At 66.9% G+C, this 22,494-nt stretch carries 15 protein-coding genes; 6 read left to right on the forward strand and 9 right to left on the reverse strand.

The window, feature by feature from the left end:
* Nucleotides 1–40: 40 nt before the first annotated feature.
* From AB4083_RS14745 to AB4083_RS14770, 6 genes are all read right to left on the reverse strand, one after another.
* On the reverse strand, nt 41–2,941 hold the full coding sequence (locus AB4083_RS14745; protein ID WP_441608833.1) for a TonB-dependent receptor domain-containing protein: 2,901 nt from the start codon (nt 2,939–2,941) through the stop codon (nt 41–43).
* An 85-nt stretch (nt 2,942–3,026) separates the two neighbouring features.
* Complete coding sequence (locus AB4083_RS14750; RefSeq protein ID WP_441608834.1) at nt 3,027–5,240, reverse strand: glycoside hydrolase family 20 protein; 2,214 nt, start codon at nt 5,238–5,240, stop codon at nt 3,027–3,029.
* Nucleotides 5,237–6,283 (reverse strand): glycosyl hydrolase family 18 protein, encoded by a 1,047-nt coding sequence (locus AB4083_RS14755; protein ID WP_441608835.1) that lies wholly within the window; start codon nt 6,281–6,283, stop codon nt 5,237–5,239. Before AB4083_RS14755 ends, AB4083_RS14750 begins: the two co-directional genes overlap by 4 nt.
* A complete protein-coding gene (locus tag AB4083_RS14760; RefSeq protein ID WP_441608836.1) occupies nt 6,283–7,923 on the reverse strand; it encodes an alpha-L-fucosidase in 1,641 nt (546 codons plus the stop codon). The genes AB4083_RS14755 and AB4083_RS14760 overlap by 1 nt, the downstream gene beginning before the upstream one ends.
* The gene (locus tag AB4083_RS14765; RefSeq protein WP_441608837.1) at nt 7,898–9,490 is read right to left on the reverse strand and encodes an alpha-L-fucosidase; all 1,593 of its coding nucleotides are present in this window, start codon (nt 9,488–9,490) and stop codon (nt 7,898–7,900) included. Before AB4083_RS14765 ends, AB4083_RS14760 begins: the two co-directional genes overlap by 26 nt.
* Nucleotides 9,490–10,608, reverse strand: coding sequence for a glucokinase (locus tag AB4083_RS14770; RefSeq protein ID WP_441608838.1), 1,119 nt, complete (start codon nt 10,606–10,608; stop codon nt 9,490–9,492). The genes AB4083_RS14765 and AB4083_RS14770 overlap by 1 nt, the downstream gene beginning before the upstream one ends.
* A gap of 305 nt (nt 10,609–10,913) precedes the next feature.
* Between AB4083_RS14770 and AB4083_RS14775 the strand changes: the two genes are divergently transcribed.
* The 6 genes from AB4083_RS14775 to AB4083_RS14800 are packed head-to-tail and all read left to right on the forward strand — an operon-like array spanning nt 10,914 to nt 17,077.
* Complete coding sequence (locus AB4083_RS14775; RefSeq protein ID WP_441608839.1) at nt 10,914–11,942, forward strand: aldo/keto reductase; 1,029 nt, start codon at nt 10,914–10,916, stop codon at nt 11,940–11,942.
* On the forward strand, nt 11,939–12,814 hold the full coding sequence (locus AB4083_RS14780) for an amidohydrolase family protein (RefSeq protein WP_441608840.1): 876 nt from the start codon (nt 11,939–11,941) through the stop codon (nt 12,812–12,814). The genes AB4083_RS14775 and AB4083_RS14780 overlap by 4 nt, the downstream gene beginning before the upstream one ends.
* A gap of 37 nt (nt 12,815–12,851) precedes the next feature.
* Nucleotides 12,852–13,598: an SDR family oxidoreductase gene (locus AB4083_RS14785; RefSeq protein WP_441608841.1), complete on the forward strand. Its 747-nt coding sequence runs from the start codon at nt 12,852–12,854 to the stop codon at nt 13,596–13,598.
* A 10-nt stretch (nt 13,599–13,608) separates the two neighbouring features.
* The gene (locus tag AB4083_RS14790) at nt 13,609–14,475 is read left to right on the forward strand and encodes a fumarylacetoacetate hydrolase family protein (RefSeq protein WP_441608842.1); all 867 of its coding nucleotides are present in this window, start codon (nt 13,609–13,611) and stop codon (nt 14,473–14,475) included.
* 46 nt (nt 14,476–14,521) lie between these two features.
* Nucleotides 14,522–15,853, forward strand: a complete 1,332-nt coding sequence (locus tag AB4083_RS14795; RefSeq protein WP_441608843.1) for an enolase C-terminal domain-like protein — start codon at nt 14,522–14,524, stop codon at nt 15,851–15,853.
* Nucleotides 15,854–15,868: 15 nt separating this feature from the next.
* Entirely contained in the window at nt 15,869–17,077 is a 1,209-nt protein-coding gene (locus AB4083_RS14800; RefSeq protein WP_441608844.1) for an alpha-hydroxy acid oxidase, read from the forward strand.
* A 255-nt stretch (nt 17,078–17,332) separates the two neighbouring features.
* Here AB4083_RS14800 and AB4083_RS14805 read toward each other — a convergent pair whose 3' ends face one another.
* The 3 genes from AB4083_RS14805 to AB4083_RS14815 form a co-directional block, all read right to left on the reverse strand.
* Nucleotides 17,333–20,107: a TIM-barrel domain-containing protein gene (locus AB4083_RS14805; protein ID WP_441608845.1), complete on the reverse strand. Its 2,775-nt coding sequence runs from the start codon at nt 20,105–20,107 to the stop codon at nt 17,333–17,335.
* Between the two features lie 377 nt (nt 20,108–20,484).
* Nucleotides 20,485–21,315 (reverse strand): hypothetical protein, encoded by an 831-nt coding sequence (locus AB4083_RS14810; protein WP_441608846.1) that lies wholly within the window; start codon nt 21,313–21,315, stop codon nt 20,485–20,487.
* A gap of 264 nt (nt 21,316–21,579) precedes the next feature.
* Nucleotides 21,580–22,044: an SRPBCC family protein gene (locus AB4083_RS14815; RefSeq protein WP_441608847.1), complete on the reverse strand. Its 465-nt coding sequence runs from the start codon at nt 22,042–22,044 to the stop codon at nt 21,580–21,582.
* Nucleotides 22,045–22,494: the final 450 nt, after the last annotated feature.

Here is a 22,494-nt window from a genome sequence, read left to right on the forward strand (position 1 = left end):
CCGTCTTGCCTTAGTCGAGCTTGATTCAGTCGAGCCGGATTCAGTCGAGTTTGTACTCCACCTGCAGCGAGATCTCGCGGCCGTTGTAGTTGGCACCCTGCAGCGTCGGGATGAACTCGAAGCCGCCCGCGTAGTACGGGATGCTGCCGACCTTGTCGAACAGGTTGGTGACCGTCAGGCCGATCCGCAGCTTCTCGTCGAAGCGGTAACCCACGGTGCTGCTGAAGGTCACCCACGGCGAGGTGTAGGCGCGATAGACCACGCAGGACGGATCGCCCAGCCCTGGCGTGATGCCGTTGGCCAGCACTTCGCAGCCACCGTAGTGCGGTGCACGCACGCCGCCCTGGCGCTCGCCGTAGACCGTCACGTCCCACGGCCCGTTCAGCCAGTTCAGCGTGGCGCGGGTGCGCGTGGCCACGCGGTCGTAGCGGGTGTTGAGCAGCGGGTCGCTGGCGTACTTCTGCAGCTTGTACGAGAGGTTGTCGGTCCAGTCCAGCGAGAAGTTGAACGCACCCCAGTTCTGCGTCTTCCAGCGATAGCTGACGTTGGCGTCCACGCCGCTGACGTACAGCTTGTTCTGGTTGATCGGGCCGGTGTAGACCGCGGTGATGTTGCCCTGCGCGTCGCGTTTCACGTTGGCGATGATCTGCTTGCAGTACTCCGAACCCTGCGCATGCAAGGTGTACGGCGCGCCGCCCACCTGCAGGCCGGTACGGCAGCCGGCCTCGTCCTTCAGCACGTCGTCCTCGCCGACGTTGTCGATGGCGTTGTCGATGCCCATGTGCCAGTAGTCGGCCGAGATCGACAGACCCTCGACCCCGTTGACGTCCCACACGAAGCCATAGGTCCAGGCATGGCCTTCTTCCGGCAGCAGGTTATGGCCGCCGGCGGCATGCAAGGTGTAGTAGGTGGTGTGCTGGATGGCCGGACACACCGCCTGGTTGCCGTTGATGCACTGGTAGTAGTCGGAGTAGATGCCCTTGGTCGACAGCGAGTCCTGCTTGTACAGGTACTGCATGTCCGGCGCGTGGAAGTTGGTGCCGTAGGTGCCGCGCAGCAGCAGGCCTTGCAGCGGGCGCCATTCGATCGCGGTGCCCCAGGTGCGGGCGATGTCGGCGCTGCTGGCGTCGCGGTACTTGTCCAGGCGGCCGGACAGGCTCCAGGTCAGCGTATCCGACAGCGGCACGCGGAACTCGGTACCGGCCGACAGACGCATGCGCGTACCGCCGCCGGCGTTGTAGTCCTGGAAGGGATCGCCGAAGGTGGTGGTGTTGCCGCGCGCATCGGGCGTCAGCTTGTAGCCCTGGTGGTTGGCTTCCAGCACGCCGGCGAAACCGACCGGGCCGGCCCAGGTATTGAACAGGTCGCCGGTGAGGTTCAGCGAAGCCTGGTCCATCCACGACACCGCGGTGTTCTGGCCGGTCACCGCGAACGTGCGGTAGTCGGCGGTGGAGATCGGATTCCAGAAGCGCTGCTGGTTGATCGTGTACACCGGGTATTCGTTGCCGCCCACCGTGGTGGTGCCCTGCTGCGGGCCGAAGAAGTAGTTGAACATCCCCTGCTCGTTCAGGCCCGTGTAGCTTTCGCGCACGATGTACTTGGCGTGGCCGAGGTTGAGGTCCCAGTTGAAGCGGTTGTCGAACAAGGTGCCGCGCAGGCCGGTGTGGATGTCCCAGTTCTTTTCGTCGTCGTGGGTATTGCCGTAGCCGCCCATCTCCGCCGGGGTCAGCTGGCGGAAGTAGTTGGTGATCACCTGGCCGCTGCCCTGGTCGTAGAACGAACCGGGGATGCCGCCCATCGGATACAGGAACGGCAACTGCGTGTTGGACACGCCATGGGTTTCCCAATAGCCGACCGAGCCGTAGGCCTGCAGGCCGCCGCCGAAGTCGTAGGTACCGGACACGAAGGCATCGCGATCGTCGCGGCCTGGTGTCAGCACCCAGTTGCCGAACAGGTCGTTCTGCGCGCAGTAGCTGCCGCCGTCGGTGATGTTGGTGGGATCGACCGTGTTGCCGTTGGTCGCCACCGTCTGCTTGTGATACTGGCTGAAGTTGTTCTTGAAGCCGCGCTGGTTGCAGGAGCCGGCCGGCGGCGTGATGTAGTTGCCGTTGGCATCGGCCAGCATCAGGCCGGTATAGCGCGGATAGCCGAACATGCGCGCGTTCTGGTCCCAGGCGCCGTAGCCGGCGTCGGCATCCGAATCGCTGTAGCGGCGGTCGCGGCCCCACAGCGGCGTGCGGTGGCTGCGCTGCAGGTTGTACACCACGCTCCAGTTGTCGCCCGAACGGCCGCCGACGAAGTTGATGTCGCCGAAATCGCGCCCGCCGCGGGTGGAGCTGCCGAGCTGCACCTTGATGTCGTCACCCTGGTAGTTCTTCTTCAGGATGATGTTGACCACGCCGGCGATGGCGTCCGAACCGTAGATCGCCGAGGCGCCGGTGGCCAGCACCTCGATGCGGTCGATCATGCCGGTGGGGATGTTGTTGTAGTTCTGGAAGTTGGTCTTGCCGTTGGCCGGCATCGGGTAATCGGTGACGCGGTGGCCATCGATCAGCAGCAGGCTGCGGTTGGAACCCATATTGCGCAGGTTGAGCTGGCGCGCATTGACCGAGGTGCTGCCCCAGCTCGGCGGCGTTTCGGCGATGCCGGCCTGGGTGATCGAGTTCATCACCTCGAACACGGTGTTGAAGCCCTGCTTCTGGATGTCCTCGCCCTTGATGATATTGACCGGCGCCGGCCCCTCGACCTCGGCGCGCGCGATGCGCGAGCCGGTGACGACGACCTTGTCCAGCGTCTTGGCCTTTTTCTCCGCTTGCGCGGACGGGTCCTGGCTTGCTGCCTGGCTTGTGCCGGCGTCCTGCGCGTGCAGCGCGAACGTTGGCAGCAGCACCAGCGCGAGTGCGCTGGCGAGCCGGTGACGGCGTAGTGCGATGTGCGACATGGTTTAACTCCTCCCCGTTAGATGGATTGCCTTCCCCCGAAGGCGAGACGTACCGCTTATTGCTCCTGTTGCCCGGCGCGCTCCCTCAGCGCGCCAGGATTTCATCGACGAACGTCCAGGTGTGACGTCCGTCCTCCGCGGCATGCCGCGTCAATTCGATCCGCAGATAGCGTGCGCGGAACGGCCGCGCGGCCGTATAGGCCACACGCTGTATATGGCCGAGGTTGTCGCGCGCGATCGGCTTGATCTTCAGCTCGCGCAGGGTGGTCCAGTGCTTGCCGTCCTCCGAGGCGGCGAAGCGGACCTTGCGCGGCCACCAGATCCAGGATTCGGCTTGCTGCAGCACACCCACGCTGACTTCGTGCAGCTCGGTGACACTGCCCAGATCCAGGCCCAGTTTGGGATCGATTTCCTCCCAGCCCAGCCAGGCGCCGCTCTTGAACTCTTCGCTGCCCAGTACGCCGTCGGTGAGCGTGGCGGCGCCGTGGCCGCTGTAGCTCGAATCAGGCGCCGGATCGACGCTGGCGGCAGCGCCGAATGCTGCACTGCGTTCGAGCTGGAACGAACGCGGATGGTCGTAGGCGCGGCCGCGGCGGAACGGCACCACGCGAAGCGTGCCGGGCTGTTTCAAATCCAGTACGTCGGTGAACGAAGGCGAGGTCGCGGTCGGTTCGCTGCCGTCGGTGGTGTAGTGGATGACGAGGTCGTCGAAGCCGCGTTGCGTGCTGACCTGCCAACCGTCGTGGGCGGCGTTGGCGCTCACCGTGTAATCGACGGTGTTGCGGTCTTCCGGTCCATACGCCACCTGCCAGGCGTCCAGGCGCGGATACTGCGCAGCCAGGCGCTGGTGGAAATCCGCATAAGCCGCCGCATCGGCCGCGCCGCCGCGCCACAGGCGTTCGGCGAAGGCGAGCAGGCGCGGATACAGGCGCTGCTCAGCGTTCAGCGGGTCGGCGCGCTCGCTCCACAGCGGCGCTTCCGCGCCCAGTACCAGCTTGCTCTGCGCGAAATCGGCATCGCCCAGCGGATCGACCATATACAGCTTTTCCACGGTCAGGCGCGCCAGCGGTGAGTCGAGGTAGTACGGGCTGGCATTGATGATCCGGTTGCCATTGGCGAACGCCTTGTGCGCCCCGGCGTCGCCGCGCCAGACCTCGACCACGGCGGCGGAATCCACGCCGCCTTCGAGGATCTCATCCCAGCCGATCATGGTCTTGCCCTTGCCGGCCAGATACACCTGCATGCGCCGGATGAAGTAGCTCTGCAAGCCCGCTTCGTTCTCCAGGCCCTGCTCGCGGATCAGCTTGTCGCAGGCCTCGCAATGCGCCCACGCGCCGGCCGGCACTTCGTCGCCGCCGATATGCACGTAGGGCGACGGGAACAGCGGCAGCACTTCGTCCAGCACGTTCTGCAGGAAGACGTAGACGTTCTCGTCGGCCGGGCAGAACACGTCACTGAACACGCCCCAGCCGATCTGCACCGGGATCGGCTTCTTCGCGCAGGACAGCTCCGGGTACGCCGCGATCGCCGCCGAGCTATGGCCCGGCATCTCGATCTCGGGGATCACCATGATGTTGCGCTGGCGCGCGTACTCGACCACCTCGCGGATCTGGTCCTGCGTGTAGAAGCCGCCGTAGCGGCTGCCGTCGGCCTCGGTGCGCCACGCACCCACTTCGGTGAGCTTGGGGTAGCGCTTGATCTCGATGCGCCAGCCCTGATCCTCGGTGAGATGCCAGCGGAACACGTTGAGCTTGTAGTAGCTCATCAGGTCGAGCTGTTTCTCGATGAAGGACACCGGATAGAAATGCCGGCCCACGTCGAGCATGTGGCCGCGGTAGACGAAGGCCGGCTGATCCTCGATGCGCACCGTTGGTATCGTTACCTTGGGTGACCCGGAAATATTCAGCGGCAGCAGCTGGCGCAGCGTCTGCACGCCCCAGAACAGGCCCTTGTCGCTGGATGCGCGGATCTCGATGCCGTGCGGATTGACGTCCAGGCGATAAGCCTCGTCACCGGCGACGGTCGGATCCAGGCGCAGCGCAATGCGCCGTCCCCTGCTGCCCGCATGCAGATCCAGGCCGGCCTGCGCCTGGATCGCATCGTGCAGGAAGGCGGCGATCTCCTTCGAGCGCGCATCGGCCGGCGCTTCGATGGCGACTTTCTTGTCGAGCACGAAACTGCCCTTGCCCTCTTCCACCTGCTTCGGATACGGCACCAGCGCCAGGCTGGCATGCGCGAACGCACACCAGGCCAGCGCCAGCGCGCCGAGACAAACGCGCAAGACCCTGGCCTTCCTCATCGTGTCGCCTCCGGCAGTTCGTCCCATACTTTCGGATCCTCGGCGCCCAGCACCCACGAGCAATAACCCTGCAGGCCGTACTGCTTGACCAGCGCCACGCGGTCGCGGAAGGCGCGCGCGTCGGGCAGGAACACCCATTCGCGCATGCCGTCGCGGTAGAACCAGAACCAGCTTTCGTGCTCCACCGGATCCCACTGGATGGTGGCGCCGTACTGCTTGGCGAGCGGGAAGGATTCGTCCGCGTCGATGTAGCTGGCGGCGATATTGGATTGCTCCTTGCCATCCTCGCGGCGCGGATCCTCGGCGTACCAGTGGTAGCCGTAGGTGGGAATGCCGACCGACAGCTTGTCCTTCGGCACCAGGGTCAGCGCGTACTCCAGGTGCTGCACGGTCCACGGCATGCCGGCCACCGGGCCTGGCGTGGTCCAGCGCGTGTGCTGGTCGTAAGTCATCAGGCAGATCAGGTCGGCCGACTGGCCCAGCGCCTTGAGGTCGTAGGCGCCGCGCCAGTACTTCCACATCCACTGCGCGAAGCCGCCGGCGCCCGCATAACCCGGCGCATTCGGCACCACCGCGATGGACAGCTGCATGCCGTGCTTGTGCAGTGCTTCGGCGGTCTGCTTCGTCATCAGGCTGAGCGCGTCGCGGTCGTTCCAGTCGATGTTCTCGAAGTCGAACTGGAAGCCCAGGTAGCCATGCTTGGCGCCCTGCTCCACCAGTGCGGCGATCATCGCCTTCTTCGCCGCCTCGTCGTGCAGCAGCTGGTGGAATTTATCGCGCACGCCGCCGATCGAGAGGATCGGCATCACCGGCATGCGCCGTTCCCTGGCGATCTTCATCACGTAGGGATTGGGCTCGCCCGAGACCAGGCCGCTCTCGTCCACGTGATACCAGGTGGGCACCACCACGCCGATCTTGTCGGCGTGCGCCTCGAACGAAGCCATCGATTTGGGCGTGCCCATCAGATAGAACATCGCGCCGGGAATGCGCGCGCTGGCCAGCGCGGGCAGCAGCAACAGGGCAAGCAGCAACAGACGCCGCATCACGGGGCCCCCAGTTCGATGCGCAGCACGTACGCATATTCGCCGACCGCCTTGGTCGGCAGGCTCAGGTGCAGGCCGTCGTCTTCCTGCTTGAACGGCACCGGCTTGCCGTTGGCGAGCAGGGTCACCGCTTTCACGTTGTCGGTGGCCTTGAGCGCGTGGATCACCGCCTTGCCATCGGCCGGCCAGGCCAGCTCGATCGCGTAGAGCTTGTTGCCGTGCCGGGTAAAGCGGAAATCCTGCGCGGTATTGGCCTTGGACTTGGTGTCCTGGAACGAGCCGCCCACCACCTCGGTCGGGCCCTCGCCGAACTGGCGCCACGGGCTGGTGCCGTAGACCGCCTCGCCATTGGTCTTCAGCCAGCGGCCGATCGAACGCAAGGTGTCCTGCGCAGCCTTCGGGATGCTGCCATCCCCGCGCGGGCCGATATTCAGCAGCAGATTGCCGTTCTTGCTGACCACGTCGACCAGCAGCTGGATGATCTCCTGCGGCGGCTTGTAGGTGTCGTGCTCGACGAAGCCCCAGGACTCGTTGCTGATCGAGGTATCGGTCTGCCAATGGGTGGGATTGATGCCGGTGAGGCGGCCGCGCTCCACGTCGTAGGTGCCGGCGCCGTCGGCGAACTCGCCAAATTTGTAATTGACCACCACGCCGCCGCGCTGGGCGCCCTGGTTGTAGTAGTAGGCCAGCATCTTCGGCAGCGAGTTGCGGAAGGTGGGATGGCCGATCCACCAGTCGAAGTAGATCAGGTCCGGGTGGTAGTCGTCGATCAGCTCGGTGGTGCGCGCCAGCCAGTCGTCCAGCCAGGCCTGCGAGACGTAGGTGAAGTCGCCGGAGAGGTTGTCGCTGTCCGGGCCGCTCATGCGCAGCTGCGCGGGGCCATAGAACTCGGCGTACTTCGGATCGTTGACGTCGGAAGCGAACTCGCGGCCGTTGCCCATGAACCAGTTGTGCTCGGCTCGATGCGAGGACAGGCCGAAATGCAGGCCTTCGGCGCGGATCGCCTTGGCCAGCTGGCCGATCACGTCGCGCTTGGGACCCATCTTCACCGCGGTCCAGTCGCTCAAGCGCGAGTCGTACATGGCGAAGCCGTCGTGATGCTCGGCCACCGGCACCACGTAGCGCGCGCCGGCTTCGCGAAATAGTTTCGCCCACACGGCGGGGTCGAACTTCTTCGCCGTGAACATCGGGATGAAGTCCTTGTAGCCGAACTTCGCCTGCGGGCCGTAGGTCGCCACGTGGTGGGCGAATTCCTTGCTGCCCTGCACGTACATATTGCGCGAGTACCACTCGCTGCCGAAGGCCGGCACCGAGTACACGCCCCAATGGATGAAGATGCCGAACTTGGCGTCGTCGTACCACGACGGCGAACGGTAAGCCTGCAGCGAGGCCCAGTCGGCGCGGAAGGGACCGGCGCCATCGCCCTTCGCCACCTCGCCCAGCAATGCCTGGCGCTGCGGTTCGAACTTGGCACTGGCCTGCTCCCACAATTCGCTGTTGCGCTGCGGGCTCTGCGTCTTGGCGGTAGGCGCGGTGGCGTCCTGCGCGTGCGCGGCGAAACCTGCGCAGGCGCACAGCAGGGCGGCGGCGAGGCGGCGGCGCAGCGGGCGCGGCTCAGTGCAGTTCGATGCGATAGGCATAGGCGTGCGGTCCAGTGGGGAGGGTGGGAAGGCGCAGGTGCAGGCCGTCAGCCTGCTGCTCGAAAGGAATGTCGGCGCCGCTCGCCAGCAAGGTGACGCGGCGTACGCGCTGCCCGGCGCCGATCGAATGGATCACGGCGCGGCCGTCCTGCGGCTGGCCCAGCTCGATCGCATAGAGCCGGCCGTCGCGCGTGGTGAAGCGGAAATCCTCGGCAGTGAACGGCTTGGTCTTGCTGTCCTGCATGGTGCCCGCCGCCACTTGCGTCGGGCCTTCGCCGTAGCGCTGCCACGGCCGCGTGCCGTAGATCGCCTCGCCGTTGGCATGCAGCCAGCCGCCCACCGCGTGGAGGATCGCCACCGCTTCCGGCGGCATGCTGCCGTCGCCCTTGGGGCCGACGTTCAACAGCAGGTTGCCGTTCTTGCTGACCACGTCGGCCAGCAGGTGCACGATCTCGTCCGGATCCTTGTAGCTGTCGTGCTCGACATAGCCCCAGGATTCGCGGCTCACCGAGGTCTCGGTCTGCCACGGCTCGGGACGGATGTCCGCGGCCTGGCCGCGCTCGATGTTCAGCGTGCCGCTGCCGGTGCGCATGCCGTCGAGCTTGTAGTTGAGCACCACGCCCTGCCCCTGCGCCGCGGCCTGGTTGTAGTAGAACGCGGCGAAGCGGGCCAGCGCGCCGCGGAAGCGCGGCTGGTCGACCCACCAGTCGAAGTACATCAGGTCGGGCTTGTAGTCCTCGACGATCTCGCCGGAGCGCGCCAGCCAGTCGTCCAGATAGGCATCGGAGACGAAGCTCCAGTCGTGTTCCTTGCCGTCCTCGCCCTTGGCGCCCTGCAGCGGATGCGCGGGGCCGTACAGCGCGGCATAGCGCGGGTCGTTGACGTCGGAATCGAACTGGCGGCCGTAGGCGAAGAACCAGTCGTGCTCGGCGCGATGCGAAGACAGGCCGAGCTTCATGCCCTCGGCGCGCACGGCCTTGGCGAGCTGGCCGATCACGTCGCGCTTCGGGCCCATCTTCACCGCGGTCCAGTCACTGAGCCTGGAGTCGTACATGGCGAAGCCGTCATGGTGCTCGGCCACCGGCACCACATAACGCGCGCCGGCTTCGCGAAATAGTTTCGCCCACGCAGCGGCATCGAACTTTGTTGCCGTGAAGCGCGGGATCAGATCCTTGTAGCCGGCCTGCGGGCCGTAAGTGTCGAGCTGGTACTGGCGGTAATCGGCGTACTTGCCCTCGCGTTCGTACATATGGCGCGGATACCACTCGCCCTTGTACGCCGCCACGGAATACACGCCCCAATGGATGAACACGCCGAACTTGGCGTCACGGTACCAGTCCGGCGCGCGATAGTTGGCCAGCGCTTCCCAATCGGGCGAGAACGGCCCTTGCCAGGCCTGCGCGTCGACCTGCCTCAGCACGGCGGCGCGCGCGGCGTCGTAAGGGCGGTTCGCTTCGCGCCACTGCGCCTCGATCGTGCGCGCATCCGGCGCACCGGCGCCGGCCGCGGCGGAGGCGGCGATCAACGCAAGCGCGAGCGCGCCGCGATGGAGCGTCGATGCCCGCATCAGCGCTGCGCCGACTGGTCCAGCAGCCAGCTGGCGGCGCCGATCACGCCGAGCTGGCCATGATCCACCACGCGCACCGGCACGTTGTGCAGGAACGGGCGCATCACGCCCTTGTCGAGGAAGCGCTCGACGAAGCTGCTCGCGCGCACGTAGCCGGAGATGCGCGAAAGGAACCCGCCGGCCAGATAAATGCCGCCGGTGGCCTGGTACAGCATGGCCAGGTCGCCGGCGAAGGAACCGAGCCAGCCGCAGAACAGGTCCAGCGTTTCCTTCGCGCGCGGATCGCTGCCTTCGATCGCCGCGGCGGTGACCGCCGCCGGTTCGGCGCAGGCCGGCACCCTGCCCTGCTCGCGGCACAGCGCCTCGTAGACGCGCAGCACGCCGGGGCCGGACAGCACCGCCTCGTAGGAGGTATGCGTATCGCGGGCGGCGAGCAGGCGCATCACGTCCTGCTCGCGGCCGACGCGCGCGGCCAATTGCATCTGGCCGGCTTCGCTGGGCAACACGACGGGCGGCGAACCGGGCAGGCGCACCGCGGCGCCCAAGCCCGTACCCGGGCCGACCACCACGATGGGTCCGGGCGTCGAGGTGGCTCGTGCAGCGTGCACCAGCGGCGAACGCGCGCTGTCGATGTAAGGCGCTGCGTGAGTCAGTGCGACGAAATCGTTGATCAGATGCACTTCGTCCAGGCGCAGCTCGGTCGCAAGCGCTGCCGGCTCGATGCGCCACGGCAGGCTCTCGTTGATCAGCACGCCTTCGTGCGCGCAACCGGTGCAGGCCAGCACCAGCTCGCGCGGGCGTGTGGCCAGCCCGTCGAGGAAGGCGCGCACGATCGCGGCGAAGCTGGCGTGCTCGCCGCAGCGGAAGATCCGATACGCCTGCACCACCGGGCCACCGGCGCCGGTACCCGGCGCCATCAGCGCCAGGCGTGCGTGCGTGCCGCCGACGTCGGCGGCGAGGAATGGGGCGCGAACGACGCCCGCATGCGATGTGGGCGCACCATCCGGGGCGGCGCCGGGACGGCCCGGGCCGCGGCCTGCCGCGGGCAGCGCGCCGAGCACGCCATCCGCGGGCCAGGCGGCGCCAGCGTGCGCTGAAGTGGTTTCGTGCCGGTCCACGCCAAGCCTCCCCTCATCCCCAGATGCCGCTGCGGCGGCGATTGCGCCCGCCAGCGGAAGATCGCCGGCTTCACCGGCAAACCGATGGTTCATATTTAATTAGATCGTTTCAAGTCGCGTTGCAACACAAATTTCATCGATCTTACGGACTAGCCGATTTCCACTTGTAAATACACAATTCATAGGTGCACACTGATTCGATACCCTGCGCGGGCATTTGAGAGGGGACCTGCGCATGGGCCAAAGTCCCTTCCGAGCCCCACCGAGGCCGGTTTCCAGGGGCGCCCAGCGAGCGGAGTTTCTGCATGGCCGATCCAGGCATTCCCAACCCGCAAGATGCCGAACAGCGCCTGCCCCGGCGCGGTCCCGCGGTATCGCGGCTCGCCTTCGGCGGCGCTCCGATCGGCAACCTGTACGCGGGGGTGGACGAATCGATCGCCCGCCTGGCGGTGGAACACGCCTGGCGGCACGGCATCCGCCACTTCGATACCGCCCCCTATTACGGCTACGGCCTGGCCGAGGAACGCCTCGGCGCCGCGCTGGCGGGCATGCCGCGCGCCAGCTACACCCTGTCCACCAAGGTCGGCCGGCTGATCGAGGACGCGCCCGGCCGCGACCCGCTGGCCGACGGTTTCGACGTGGCCGGCAAGCGCGCCGTGTTCGACTACAGCCGCGACGGCGTCCGCCGCGCGGTGGACGCCAGCCTGCGCCGCCTGCGCGTGGACCACGTCGACGTACTGCTGTTGCACGACATCGGCGCCCTCACCCACGGCGCCGAACATCCGCGCGTGCTGCGCCAGGCCCTGGACGAAGCCCTGCCGACGCTGGCCGAACTGCGCGCGCAAGGCGTATGCGGCGCGATCGGCCTGGGCGTGAACGAGGAAGCGGTGTGCCTGGAGGTGATGCCGCGCTTCGAGCTGGACGTGATCATGCTGGCCGGCCGCTACACCTTGTTCGAACAGGAACACGGCGCGCGCGTGATGGCCGAAGCATTGGCACGCAACGTCGCGATCTTCGCGGCCGCGCCGTACAACTCCGGCCTGCTCGGTGGCGACCGGCCGGGCGACACCTACAACTACGCGCCGGCCGATGCGGCGGTGCGTGCCCGCGCCCAGCGTTTCTACGACATCTGCGCCGAAGCCGGCGCCAGCGTCGGCGCCGCGGCGCTGCAGTTCCCGCTATGGCATCCGGCCGTGGCCACCGTGGTCTGCGGCATGCGCACGCCGGACGAAGCGGACGCCGCCGCCGCTCGCCGCGATGCGGCACTGCCCGCCGATCTATGGCCGCGCCTGCGCGCCGCCGGCCTGCTCGGCGAGCACGCGGTGACGCCATGAACTCGATCGATGCCCACCAGCACTACTGGCGCATGCAGCGCGGCGACTACGGCTGGCTGGCCGACGCGCCGCACGTGCTGCGCCGCGACTTCCTGCCGTTCGAACTCGACCCGCACCGCGCTGCGGCCGGCGTGCAGCGCGCGATCCTGGTGCAGGCCGCGCCGACCGAGGCCGAAACGCGCTTCCTGTTCGAGCTGGCCCACGCCGATCGCGCGGTGGCCGGCGTGGTGGGCTGGGTGGATTTCGAAGCCGCGGATGTCGACACGCGCATCGCCGCCCTGGTGCGCGATGGCGACGGCCTGCTGCTCGGCCTGCGGCCGATGGCGCAGGACATCGACGATCCGGACTGGCTGGCGCGCCCCGCACTCGACGCCGCCTTCGCCAGCCTGCAGCGCCACGGCCTGGCCTACGACGCGCTGGTGCGTCCGGACCAGTTGCCTGCGCTGCTCGCGCGCCTCGAACGCGAACCGCAACTGCGCGCCGTGCTCGATCACGGCGGCAAGCCGGTGATCGATGGCGTCGCCGATTTCGACACCTGGGCCGCGCCGATCGCCGCGCTGGCCGAGCGCACTTCGCTGCGCTGCAAGCTCTCCGGCCTGCTCACCCAGCTCGCACCGAACCTGTCGGAACAGGCGCTGGCACCCTACGTCGAGCACCTGTTCGCCTGCTTCGGCCCCTCGCGCCTGCTATGGGGCAGCGACTGGCCGGTGCTGACCCTGCGCGGCGACTACGCGCACTGGTTCGCCCTGGCGCGCGCCTACGTGCAGCGCCTCGCTCCCGGCCACGAGGACGCGATCTTCGGCGGCAACGCCGCCGCGTTCTACCGCCTCGCGCCGATCACTCATCCGCACCGCAAGGAGATCACGCCATGATCGCTCGCCTTCTTCGTTCCACGCCGGAGCAGCCGGCATGAGCGGCCGTCTCGCCGGCAAGCATGCGCTGGTCACCGCGGCCGGCGCCGGCATCGGCCGCGCCACCGCCCTCGCCTTCGCCCGCGAAGGCGCGCGCGTGCTGGCTACCGATATCGATGAGAAAGCGCTGGCCGCACTGGCCGCCGAAGCGCCGCAGCTGCGCACCGAGCGGCTGGACGTGACCGATCCGGCGCAGATCGACCGCCTGGTCGCCAGCCATCCGCCGTTCGACGTGCTGTTCAACTGCGCCGGCTTCGTGCACGCCGGCACCATCCTCGACACCGACGACAGCGCGTGGAAGCGCTCCTTCGCCATCAACGTCGACAGCATGTTCCACCTGTGCCAGCGCGTGCTGCCGGCCATGCTGGAGCGCGGTAGCGGCAGCATCGTCAACATGTCCTCGGTGGCGTCGAGCATCAAGGGCGTGCCGAACCGCTTCGCTTATTCGACGACCAAGGCGGCGGTGATCGGCCTGACCCGATCCATCGCTTCCGATTTCGTTGCACGCGGCATCCGCTGCAACGCGATCTGCCCCGGCACGGTGAAGACGCCGTCGCTGGGCGACCGCGTGCGCGCGCTGGGCGGCGACGAGGACGCGGTATGGCGCGGCTTTGTCGAGCGCCAGCCGATGGGGCGCCTGGGCGACCCCGAGGAGATCGCCATGCTCGCGCTGTATCTCGCCTCCGACGAAGCGGCCTTCACCACCGGCACCGTGCACATCGTGGACGGTGGCTGGTCCAACTGAGGAATCGAACATGAAACTGGTTCGCTACGGCGCCCACGGCAACGAGAAACCTGGCTTGATCGACAAGGACGGCGTGCTGCGCGACCTGTCCGAGCACGTTGCCGACATCGACCCCTACGTGCTCAACCGCGACAGCCGCGCGCGCCTGGCGGCCATCGATCCGGCCACCCTGCCGGCGGTGGAAGGTACACCGCGCTTCGCTGCGCCGGTGGCGCCGGTGAGCAAGCTGATCTGCGTCGGCATGAACTACGCGCGCCACGCCGCCGAAACCGGACAGGCCGTGCCGGAGCAGCCGGTGCTGTTCATGAAGGCCACCACGGCGATCATGGGCCCGAACGACGACGTGGTGATCCCGCGCGGCTCCACCCGCACCGACTGGGAAGTGGAGCTGGGCGTGGTGATCGGCGAGACCGCGCGCGATGTATCGATCGACGAGGCGCTGGCGCACGTAGCCGGCTATATCGTGGTCAATGACCTGTCCGAGCGCGAGTTCCAGTTCGAGCACGGCGGCCAGTGGGTGAAGGGCAAGAGCTGCGACACCTTCGGCCCGCTCGGCCCCTGGCTGGTCACCACCGACGAAGTGCCCGACCCGCAGAACCTGCGCCTGTGGCTGGAAGTGAACGGCCACCGCTACCAGGACAGCAACACCAGCGACATGGTGTTCGGCGTGGCCAAGCTGGTCAGCTACATCAGCCGCTACATGACCCTGCTGCCCGGCGACGTGATCAGCACCGGCACGCCGGCGGGCGTGGGCCTGGGACTGAAGCCGCCGACCTACCTGCGCGCGGGCGACGTGATCGAGCTGGGCATCGACGGCCTCGGCCAGCAGCGCCAGCAGGTCCATGCCCATCCGGCCGACGCGCACACCACGCGCTGAGCCCCGACCACCTCCATTTTTCTACCGGCACAGGGAGGCCGGCCGCATGGCGACACACGCCCCAGTGAAGATCATCGCGCTAGACACCTACGACATCCGTTTCCCGACCTCGCGCCAGCTCGACGGCTCCGACGCGATGAACCCGGATCCGGACTACTCCGCCGCCTACGCCGTGCTGCGCACGGACGACCCGGCGGGCCTGGCCGGCCATGGCCTGGCCTTCACCATCGGCCGCGGCAACGACGTGCAGAAGGCCGCACTCGATGCGCTGCGCCCGTATGTGGTCGGCCTGACGCTGGACGAAGTCACCAAGGACCTCGGCGGCTTCGCCGCGCGCATGGTCGGCGACTCGCAGCTGCGCTGGCTGGGGCCGGAAAAAGGCGTGATGCACATGGCCATCGGCGCGGTGATCAATGCCGCCTGGGACCTGTCCGCGCGCCGCGCCGGCAAGCCGCTGTGGCGCTATATCGCCGAGCTGACGCCGGAGCAACTGGTCGCCACCATCGACTTCCGTTATCTCAGCGACGTGCTGACCCCGGACGAAGCCCTGCAGATGCTGCGCGACGCCGAGCCTGCCAAGGCCGCGCGCATCGAACAGCTGCTCACCGAAGGCTATCCCGCCTACACCACCTCGCCCGGCTGGCTCGGCTACACCGACGAGAAGATGCTGCGCCTGGCGCGCGAAGCGGTGGCCGACGGCTTCCGCACGATCAAGCTCAAGGTGGGCTTGAGCGTGGAAGACGATGTGCGCCGCTGCAGCCTGGTGCGCCAGACCGTGGGCCCGGACGTGGCCATCGCGGTGGACGCCAACCAGCGCTGGGACGTGCACGCGGCGATCGACTGGCTGCGCCGCCTGGAAGGTTTCGACCTGGCCTGGATCGAGGAGCCGACCAGCCCGGACGACGTGCTTGGCCACGCCGCGATCCGCCGCGCGGTGTCGGTGCCGGTCTCCACCGGCGAGCACACCCACAACCGCGTGATGTTCAAGCAGCTGTTCCAGGCCGGCGCGGTCGACCTGGTGCAGATCGATGCCGCGCGCGTCGGCGGCGTCAACGAGAACCTGGCCATCCTGCTGATGGCGGCGAAGTTCGGCGTGCGCGTATTCCCGCATGCCGGCGGCGTGGGCCTGTGCGAACTGGTGCAGCACCTGGCGATGGCCGACTTCGTGGCGATCACCGGCCGCAAGGACGACCGCGCGATCGAATTCGTCGACCACCTGCACGAGCATTTCGAGGATCCGGTGACGATCCGCAACGGCCATTACCTCGCGCCCACCAAGCCGGGTTTCTCCGCGCGCATGCACGAGCGTACGCTGGTGGAGTACGCCTTCCCCGATGGCCCCGTGTGGCACGAACCGGCCACCGCCGCCGTGCACTGAGCAGGAGCGCAAGGCATGGCCACGCCGATCACCAACGTGCTGGACCTGCGCGAACTGGCGCGCCGCCGCGTGCCGCGCGCCTTCTTCGAGTACGCCGACCGCGGCGCCTACGACGAGGTGACGCTGCGCGACAACCGCGCGGCGTTCGAACGCCTGAAGTTCCGCCAGCGCGTGATGATGGACGTGGACCAGCGCTCGCTCGCCACCACCGTGGTCGGCCAGCCGATCTCGATGCCGCTGGCCATCGCGCCCACCGGCCTGACCGGCCTGCAGCACGGTTCGGGTGAAATCCTTGGCGCGCGCGCCGCGGCCAAGGCGGGCATTCCGTTCTGCCTGAGCACCGTGTCGATCTGTTCGATCGAGCAGGTGCGCGCGGCCGTGGGCGCGCCGTTCTGGTTCCAGCTCTATGTGATGCGCGACCGCGGCTTCGCCCGCGAGCTGATCCAGCGCGCCAAGGACGCCGGCTGCTCGGCACTGATGCTCACCGCCGACCTCACCGTGCAGGGCCAGCGCCATCGCGAGATCAAGAACGGCTTGAGCGTGCCGCCCAAGGTCACCCTGCGCAATCTGTTCGACGTCATGAGCAAGCCGCGCTGGGCGTGGAGCGTGCTGCGCGCGCCCAGCCGCTCGTTCGGCAACCTCGCCGGGCGCATCCAGGGCACTGACAGCCTCACCACGCTGGCGCAGTGGATCGCCAGCCAGTTCGATCCCACGCTCAACTGGAAGGACCTGGAATGGATCCGCGAGCTGTGGCCGGGGAAGTTGATCCTCAAGGGCATCATGGACGAGGAAGATGCGCGGCTCGCCGCGGCGCATGGTGTGGATGCGATCGTGGTGTCCAATCATGGCGGGCGACAGCTCGATGGTGCGCCGGCGAGTATCGAGGTGTTGCCGCGGATTGCCGATGCGGTGGGCGATGACCTCGACGTGTTGTTCGATGGCGGCATCCTCAGTGGGCAGGATGTACTGAAGGCATTGGCATTGGGTGCGCGCGCGGGCCTGATCGGCAAGGCGTTTTTGTATGGCCTGGGGGCGATGGGCGAGGAAGGCGTGACGCGGACGATCGAGATCATCCGGCGCGAGTTGAGCGTGAGCATGGCGCTGACGGGGCAGACGGATGTGCGGAAAATTGGACGCGATGTGATCTGGCGCGACCCATGGCCGGCTGCAAGGCCGATGTTCCTGCCGTTGCCGGTCGGATGCGGGCCGCAAGGCGCGAGCTGACCTTCAACGCACGCGTAGGTTGGGGTGAGCCGCAGGCGAACCCCAACGTTGCAAGGCGCATCAACGGGATGTTGGGGTTCGCCTGCGGCTCACCCCAACCTACGCCGATACCGCCCAGGCCACGCCATCTTCAAGTGGCGGCCCATACAGGCGCCGGTGCGCGCGCGCCGACGATCCCGAGCAGACGATCACAGTCTGCTGCGGTTACGACATCGGCAACGATGGCATAACCCCGTGCGGCAAACTCGCTCTCGCTCAACGCCAACTCAAGCGCACCGCTTCGCGCACCGACCGCGCCGGCACCGTCACCGTCGCCACGCCTTCCTTCGCACTCCACCGCCACGCCGGCCCCGGCTTGCCGTCAACCATCAACCCGCCGGGCTTCTTCGCGGCATGCAGGCGCAACTCATACGCGCGCCGCTGCACCTGCCCCTTGAACTCGCCCTGCGCCGCGTCGATCGTCAACTCGTTGGCGCCGTCCTGGCCGGTGCTGTGATGCATGGCGGTGATGGCATGGCCACCCTGGTCGTAATCCAGCGACACGCCATCGTCCTCGTACAGCGAGAAACTGCCATCGCCATCGCCGAACACATGCAGGATCAGCGTATCCAGCGGCTTCGCGTCCGAGTAATCGCTCGGCGGCTGCATCGGCACGATGGCGCCGGCGCGGGCGAACACGGGCATGTCGTCGGTGGCATAGCGTGCGGTGAAGGTGGTGTCGCCCTGGTAATGCTTGCCCTTGAAGAAATCCACCCACTGCCCAGGCGGCAGATAGACCGTGCGCTGGCCGCTGGTGTCGAGCACCGGCGCGACCAGCAGGTCGTTGCCGAAGAAGTATTCGTACGGTTGCTTGTAGGCCTCTTCCAGCTCCGGATGCTGCAGGTACAGCGGGCGCAGCAGCGGCAGTGAATCGGTGTGCGCGATCCAGGCGTACGAATAGATGTAGGGAATGAGCTGGGTGCGCAGGGTGAAGTACTTGCGCATCAGCGCCAGGCCCTTGTCGCCATACATCCACGGCATCCGCGTATTGCCCTCGCGCGGGTTGGCGTGGGCGCTGTGCATGCGCAGCAGCGGGCTGAAGGTGCCGAACTGGATCCAGCGTGCGTAGAGGTCGAAGTCGATCTTCGCGCCGTGGAAACCGCCGATGTCGTGGCTGATGTACGGCACCAGCACATTGCCGCCGCGCGCGGTGAACGCCACTTCGTAGGCCAGCACCGGCCACTCCGAATAAGTGTCGCCGGTAAAGAAGCCCGCATAGCGCTGGCTGCCCCAATCGCCGTAGCGGCCGAGGACAAAGCCGCGCTTGCCGCTGGCCTGGGCGGTGAAGTCGTAGAACACCTTGTTGGTCCAGAACTGCGGATTCAGGCCCGGCATGGTGGTGGCGCCACTGCCGCCGTCCACCCACCACAGGTCCACGCCCTGGCGCATCAGCGGCTCGTGCAGGCGGCGCATGAAGATCTCCGCCTCGCGCTGGCTGGACAGATCGAAAGCAATGCGCTCCGGCGGATGCACGTCGCGCAGCGCCACCGGCCCGCGCAACAGGCCGCCGCCGCCGCGTCCCGGTTCCACCCGCAAGGCGATATGGAGCATGTCGCCGGGCTTCGCCAGCGCGGCGACGTCGGTATAGGTAAGCCGCTGCGGCCACTGGATCTGGCTGTGCTGCAGTTCCTGGCCGTTGACGAAGACGCGATAGCTCTGGTCGACCTCGCCGAGCACGAGGTAGAGCGTCTTCGGCAGGTCGGCCGGCAGGCGCACGTCGCTGCGGTACCAGGACACTCCTGCGTAGTTCGGCTGGCCCTGCACCTGCCAGGAGCGGTCGGCCTGGATCGCCCGCCAGCCGCGCGCATCGAAATCCGGCGCATACCATTTGGCCTTGATGCCGGCATCGCGCGGATCGATCGCGAAACGCCAGCGCGCGGACAGGTCCAGGTCGAACGACGGCCTGACCAGCGGCGGCTTGCCCAGCGCCTCCAACACCGCGGGCGCGTGGCTGTCGTCGAAGGACAGGATGCTTTCCTGCGTATTGGCATAGCCGGGGTGATCGTTGAGGCCCAGCTTCACCCCGCGCCCGTGCAGCCAGGTGATGAAGCGGTCCGGTTGCGGGATCAGCGGGCTCCAGTCGTAGCCGCCGTCCCAGCCGTAGTTGTGCCAGGCGAAATCCAGCACCAGGGTGTCGAACGGGATGCGCGCCGTGCGCAGGCGCGTCACCTCGTCCTCCAGCATCTTCTGGTTGTAGCGCTGGAAGGCCGGCTGCTTCGCCTCCGCCGTGCCGGGGAAGTATTCGAAGTTGAAATCGGTGATCCACGGACCGAGCACGTAGCGCGGGATCATCGGGATCTGGCCGCTCAACTGGGCGTATTCGCCCAGCGCCTTGCGATAGTCGCTGCCGTAGGCGAACAGGTACCAGTCCTGTCCGCTGCGCTCCTTGCGCGGCTCGATCCACTGCGCCGCCTTGTTCCACAGCGGCGTGCCGCTGTCGTCGACGAAGGCATAGCCGCTGCGGCTGAGCAGGCCCGGCTTGGCTTTCTCCAGCTTCACTTCGATGCCGGGAATCACGTTGTTCACCGGGCTTTCCAGCGGGTTGCCGGTGAGGTTGGCCTTGCTGATGTTGTCCAGCGAATAGGTCAGGCCGCCGAGATTCTGCGGGTCGTCGGCACCGGGATGCCATTCGCCGGGCTTGCCGGAAGCCCACGTCACCTTCAGGTTGTCGGCATGGAAGGGGCCGGAATTGAGGCGGTAGCGCAGGGTCATCGCCTCGGTGCCGGCGATCAGCCAGCCCTTCTCGCGCGACACGTGCACGGTGACCGGCGCCCAGTCGCGCTTCTGCATCACCGCGGTGGGCGCGTCCACGAAGGCGCCGCCGGGCGAGTACTCCATGCGGACCAAGGTGGGGGTAAGAAAGGAGAACCGCGCATGGTCGGCCACCACCACCGGCTGACCGGATTTCACCGGCGCCTGGGTACAGGCGGCCAGGCACAGCGAAACCAGCAGCACCGGCCAGGCGGGCCATCTCGGACTGCGAACGAGCATCTTGGTCTTCCCCCTACTTCATGTCGGCGCGCGATGACACGGATGTCGGCGTCGGCCCAGGCAACGATGGGCCGGCGCCGAGGGCGCGCATGGATACCGGGCGGAAGCTAACCCAACGGCGGCAAGGAGTGGAGATGCCGGATCGTTCATGACAGGCATCTGCTGGCCTCGTCACATTCCTGGCGATACCGCCCTGCCCCTGGCGGAGGCCAAAAAAAACCCCCGAGAAATCCTTCCCTCGGGGGCTGAATGACTGCGGCCTTGGGGCGCCGCAGGAACGCACGGGTAGTGGTCCACGGCATCGGGGTGCCAGGACCCGTACAGGATGCTGAAACATGGCGCCGCGCACCATGCGGCGAACTCCGAATCGGTGGATTTCACCCGCCCATGCCGGGCACCGCGTCGGCGACGTAGTCGCGGCTCGGTGGGCGGTGGTCTCCGCGCGCTTCCGTTGCATAGGTGGACGCATCGCCGCCGTCCGCAGCGGACATCGCGGAAACGGCGCGGTTGCGCGGATCGCGCGCGCTGCGTTCGTCGATCTTCACCATCAGGCCGTCGGCGATATCCAGCCTGGCCGCGATGCGGCTGCCGTCGGTGAATTGCACCTGCACGCTGACCACCGGACTGCGCGCGCCGTCGATGGTGTGCAGATAGGCCAGGCTGCGCCGGGTGATGCCCAGATCCAGCGGGATCCGGCGCAGGATGTCCGCCTGCACATAGCCCTCGAAATAGCGGCGCTGGCGCACGTTCTCCAGCACGTCGTAGACCGAGACGCCGGGATCGGGATAGTCGAATACCGGGATGGCCTGCCGGTTGAAGTAGTCCGTCGCCTCCCTGGCCGAGTCGACGATGCGCAGCGTATAGGCCTTCTTCCAGCCCTTGGGCGCCGCGTCGTGAAAGCGCAGCAGCTGCGCGAACGCCGATTCGACCTCCGGCTCGGTCCATTTGCGCCGCACGTCGTACGGCAGCGTCTGCCCCCAGCTGCGCGCCACGCCGTATTTATGCAGGGTGCGCGTGGCGGGATCGCCTACATAGACTTCGGACCAGGTCCCACGGTGTTCGATCCGCCCGAGCATGGCTTTCTCCTGCTCCGGCGTACATCCGTCGCACCAGTACAGATCGGCGGCCAGGGCCGCGCCGGAAAAAGACAGACAGCCTCCCAGGGCCATCGCCGCCAGCCGGCCGATCAAGAATCTGCTCGTTCGCATGCCGATGACCTACAACGCCTTTCCTGCTCGCCTACAGCAACGTTCCATCAGCGGTGCGCGGAAAAGCAATCGGCGCAATCCAGAACACTAGGAAATGGATAAGGAATCGTAAGCCGGTAAAGCAGGAAAACTCGCAGGAAAACTAAGCCGGGTATTCGCTGCGTGGATTTATCCGCTCAGTAGATTCTGACTTCTTAAGAACTTCACGCGTGTTTTTCGGAGTCGGGCCGATGAGCCGATGAAACCGGATGGTTTCGGCGGTGGCTACGCTCCGGTGGAGGTCGTGCTTTCCTTGTGGCGGGCTACTGCCTGTCGCGCGATCGCGTCGAGCGTGCCGCCCCAATAGAACGCCAGGTGGCGGAAGATCACCTCGGTGGGGAAGCCGTGGGCCTCGAACTCGAGTCGGGTCTGTTCGCCGATCGATGTCAGGCGGAACTCCAGGACTGTGTAGCTTGCGGGCTCGTCGGGCAGTCGGGATACCGAACTCAGGTGCGTGTAGCTCAAGCGGGTTTCGGGTTCGAAGGCCAGTACGGTGCCGCGGTTCTCGAAGCGGCCGGTGTGCACGCCGCGCACGGTGATGGTGCCGCCGAGGCGCCAGTCTGCGCTTACTTCGAGGTTCATCGCCGGCTCGCCCATCCAGGCGCGCATGAGTTCGGGCTGGGTCAGGCTTGTCCAAACGATGGATGGGGGCGCATCGATGTTGATGGATTCGAAGATTCGGGCTGACATGGAATGGTCTGATTTAGTGATTCGAAATGTCTTAGCACACTAGACGATATATAAGAGCATGCCTTGTAGTCCTTCGCCCCTATGGACGCCACCTGACGTGCTCCGTCCACAATGTCTCCGGTCCATACACTTGCCCAAAGAAGAAGTACCCAAGAAGAAAAGGCACCCTGCTTGGCGCCAAGGGGATCCGGTAGATCAAGAGCAACGTCAAAAGCGCGCCAGCGGAACGCCGCGGCTGCGCCGCTTGCTCTTGGCTCTTCGCGAGAACGGACGGACGCCCTCTCCCCGCCGGGGAGAGGGTTGGGGCCTATCCTAGATTTTGTGTAAACGGGGCATTGGCAGGAAACTGCCATCTGACCCGGAGACACCATGAGTCCACGCAAACACGAAGTGCCCGACGAGCTGCTTAGCAGTCTGTTAGCCAACTATCAGAAGCCCGAAGATCTCGTT

Origin of the sequence: Dyella sp. 2RAB6 (assembly GCF_052115385.1) — a bacterium.
Taxonomy (GTDB): domain Bacteria; phylum Pseudomonadota; class Gammaproteobacteria; order Xanthomonadales; family Rhodanobacteraceae; genus Dyella_D.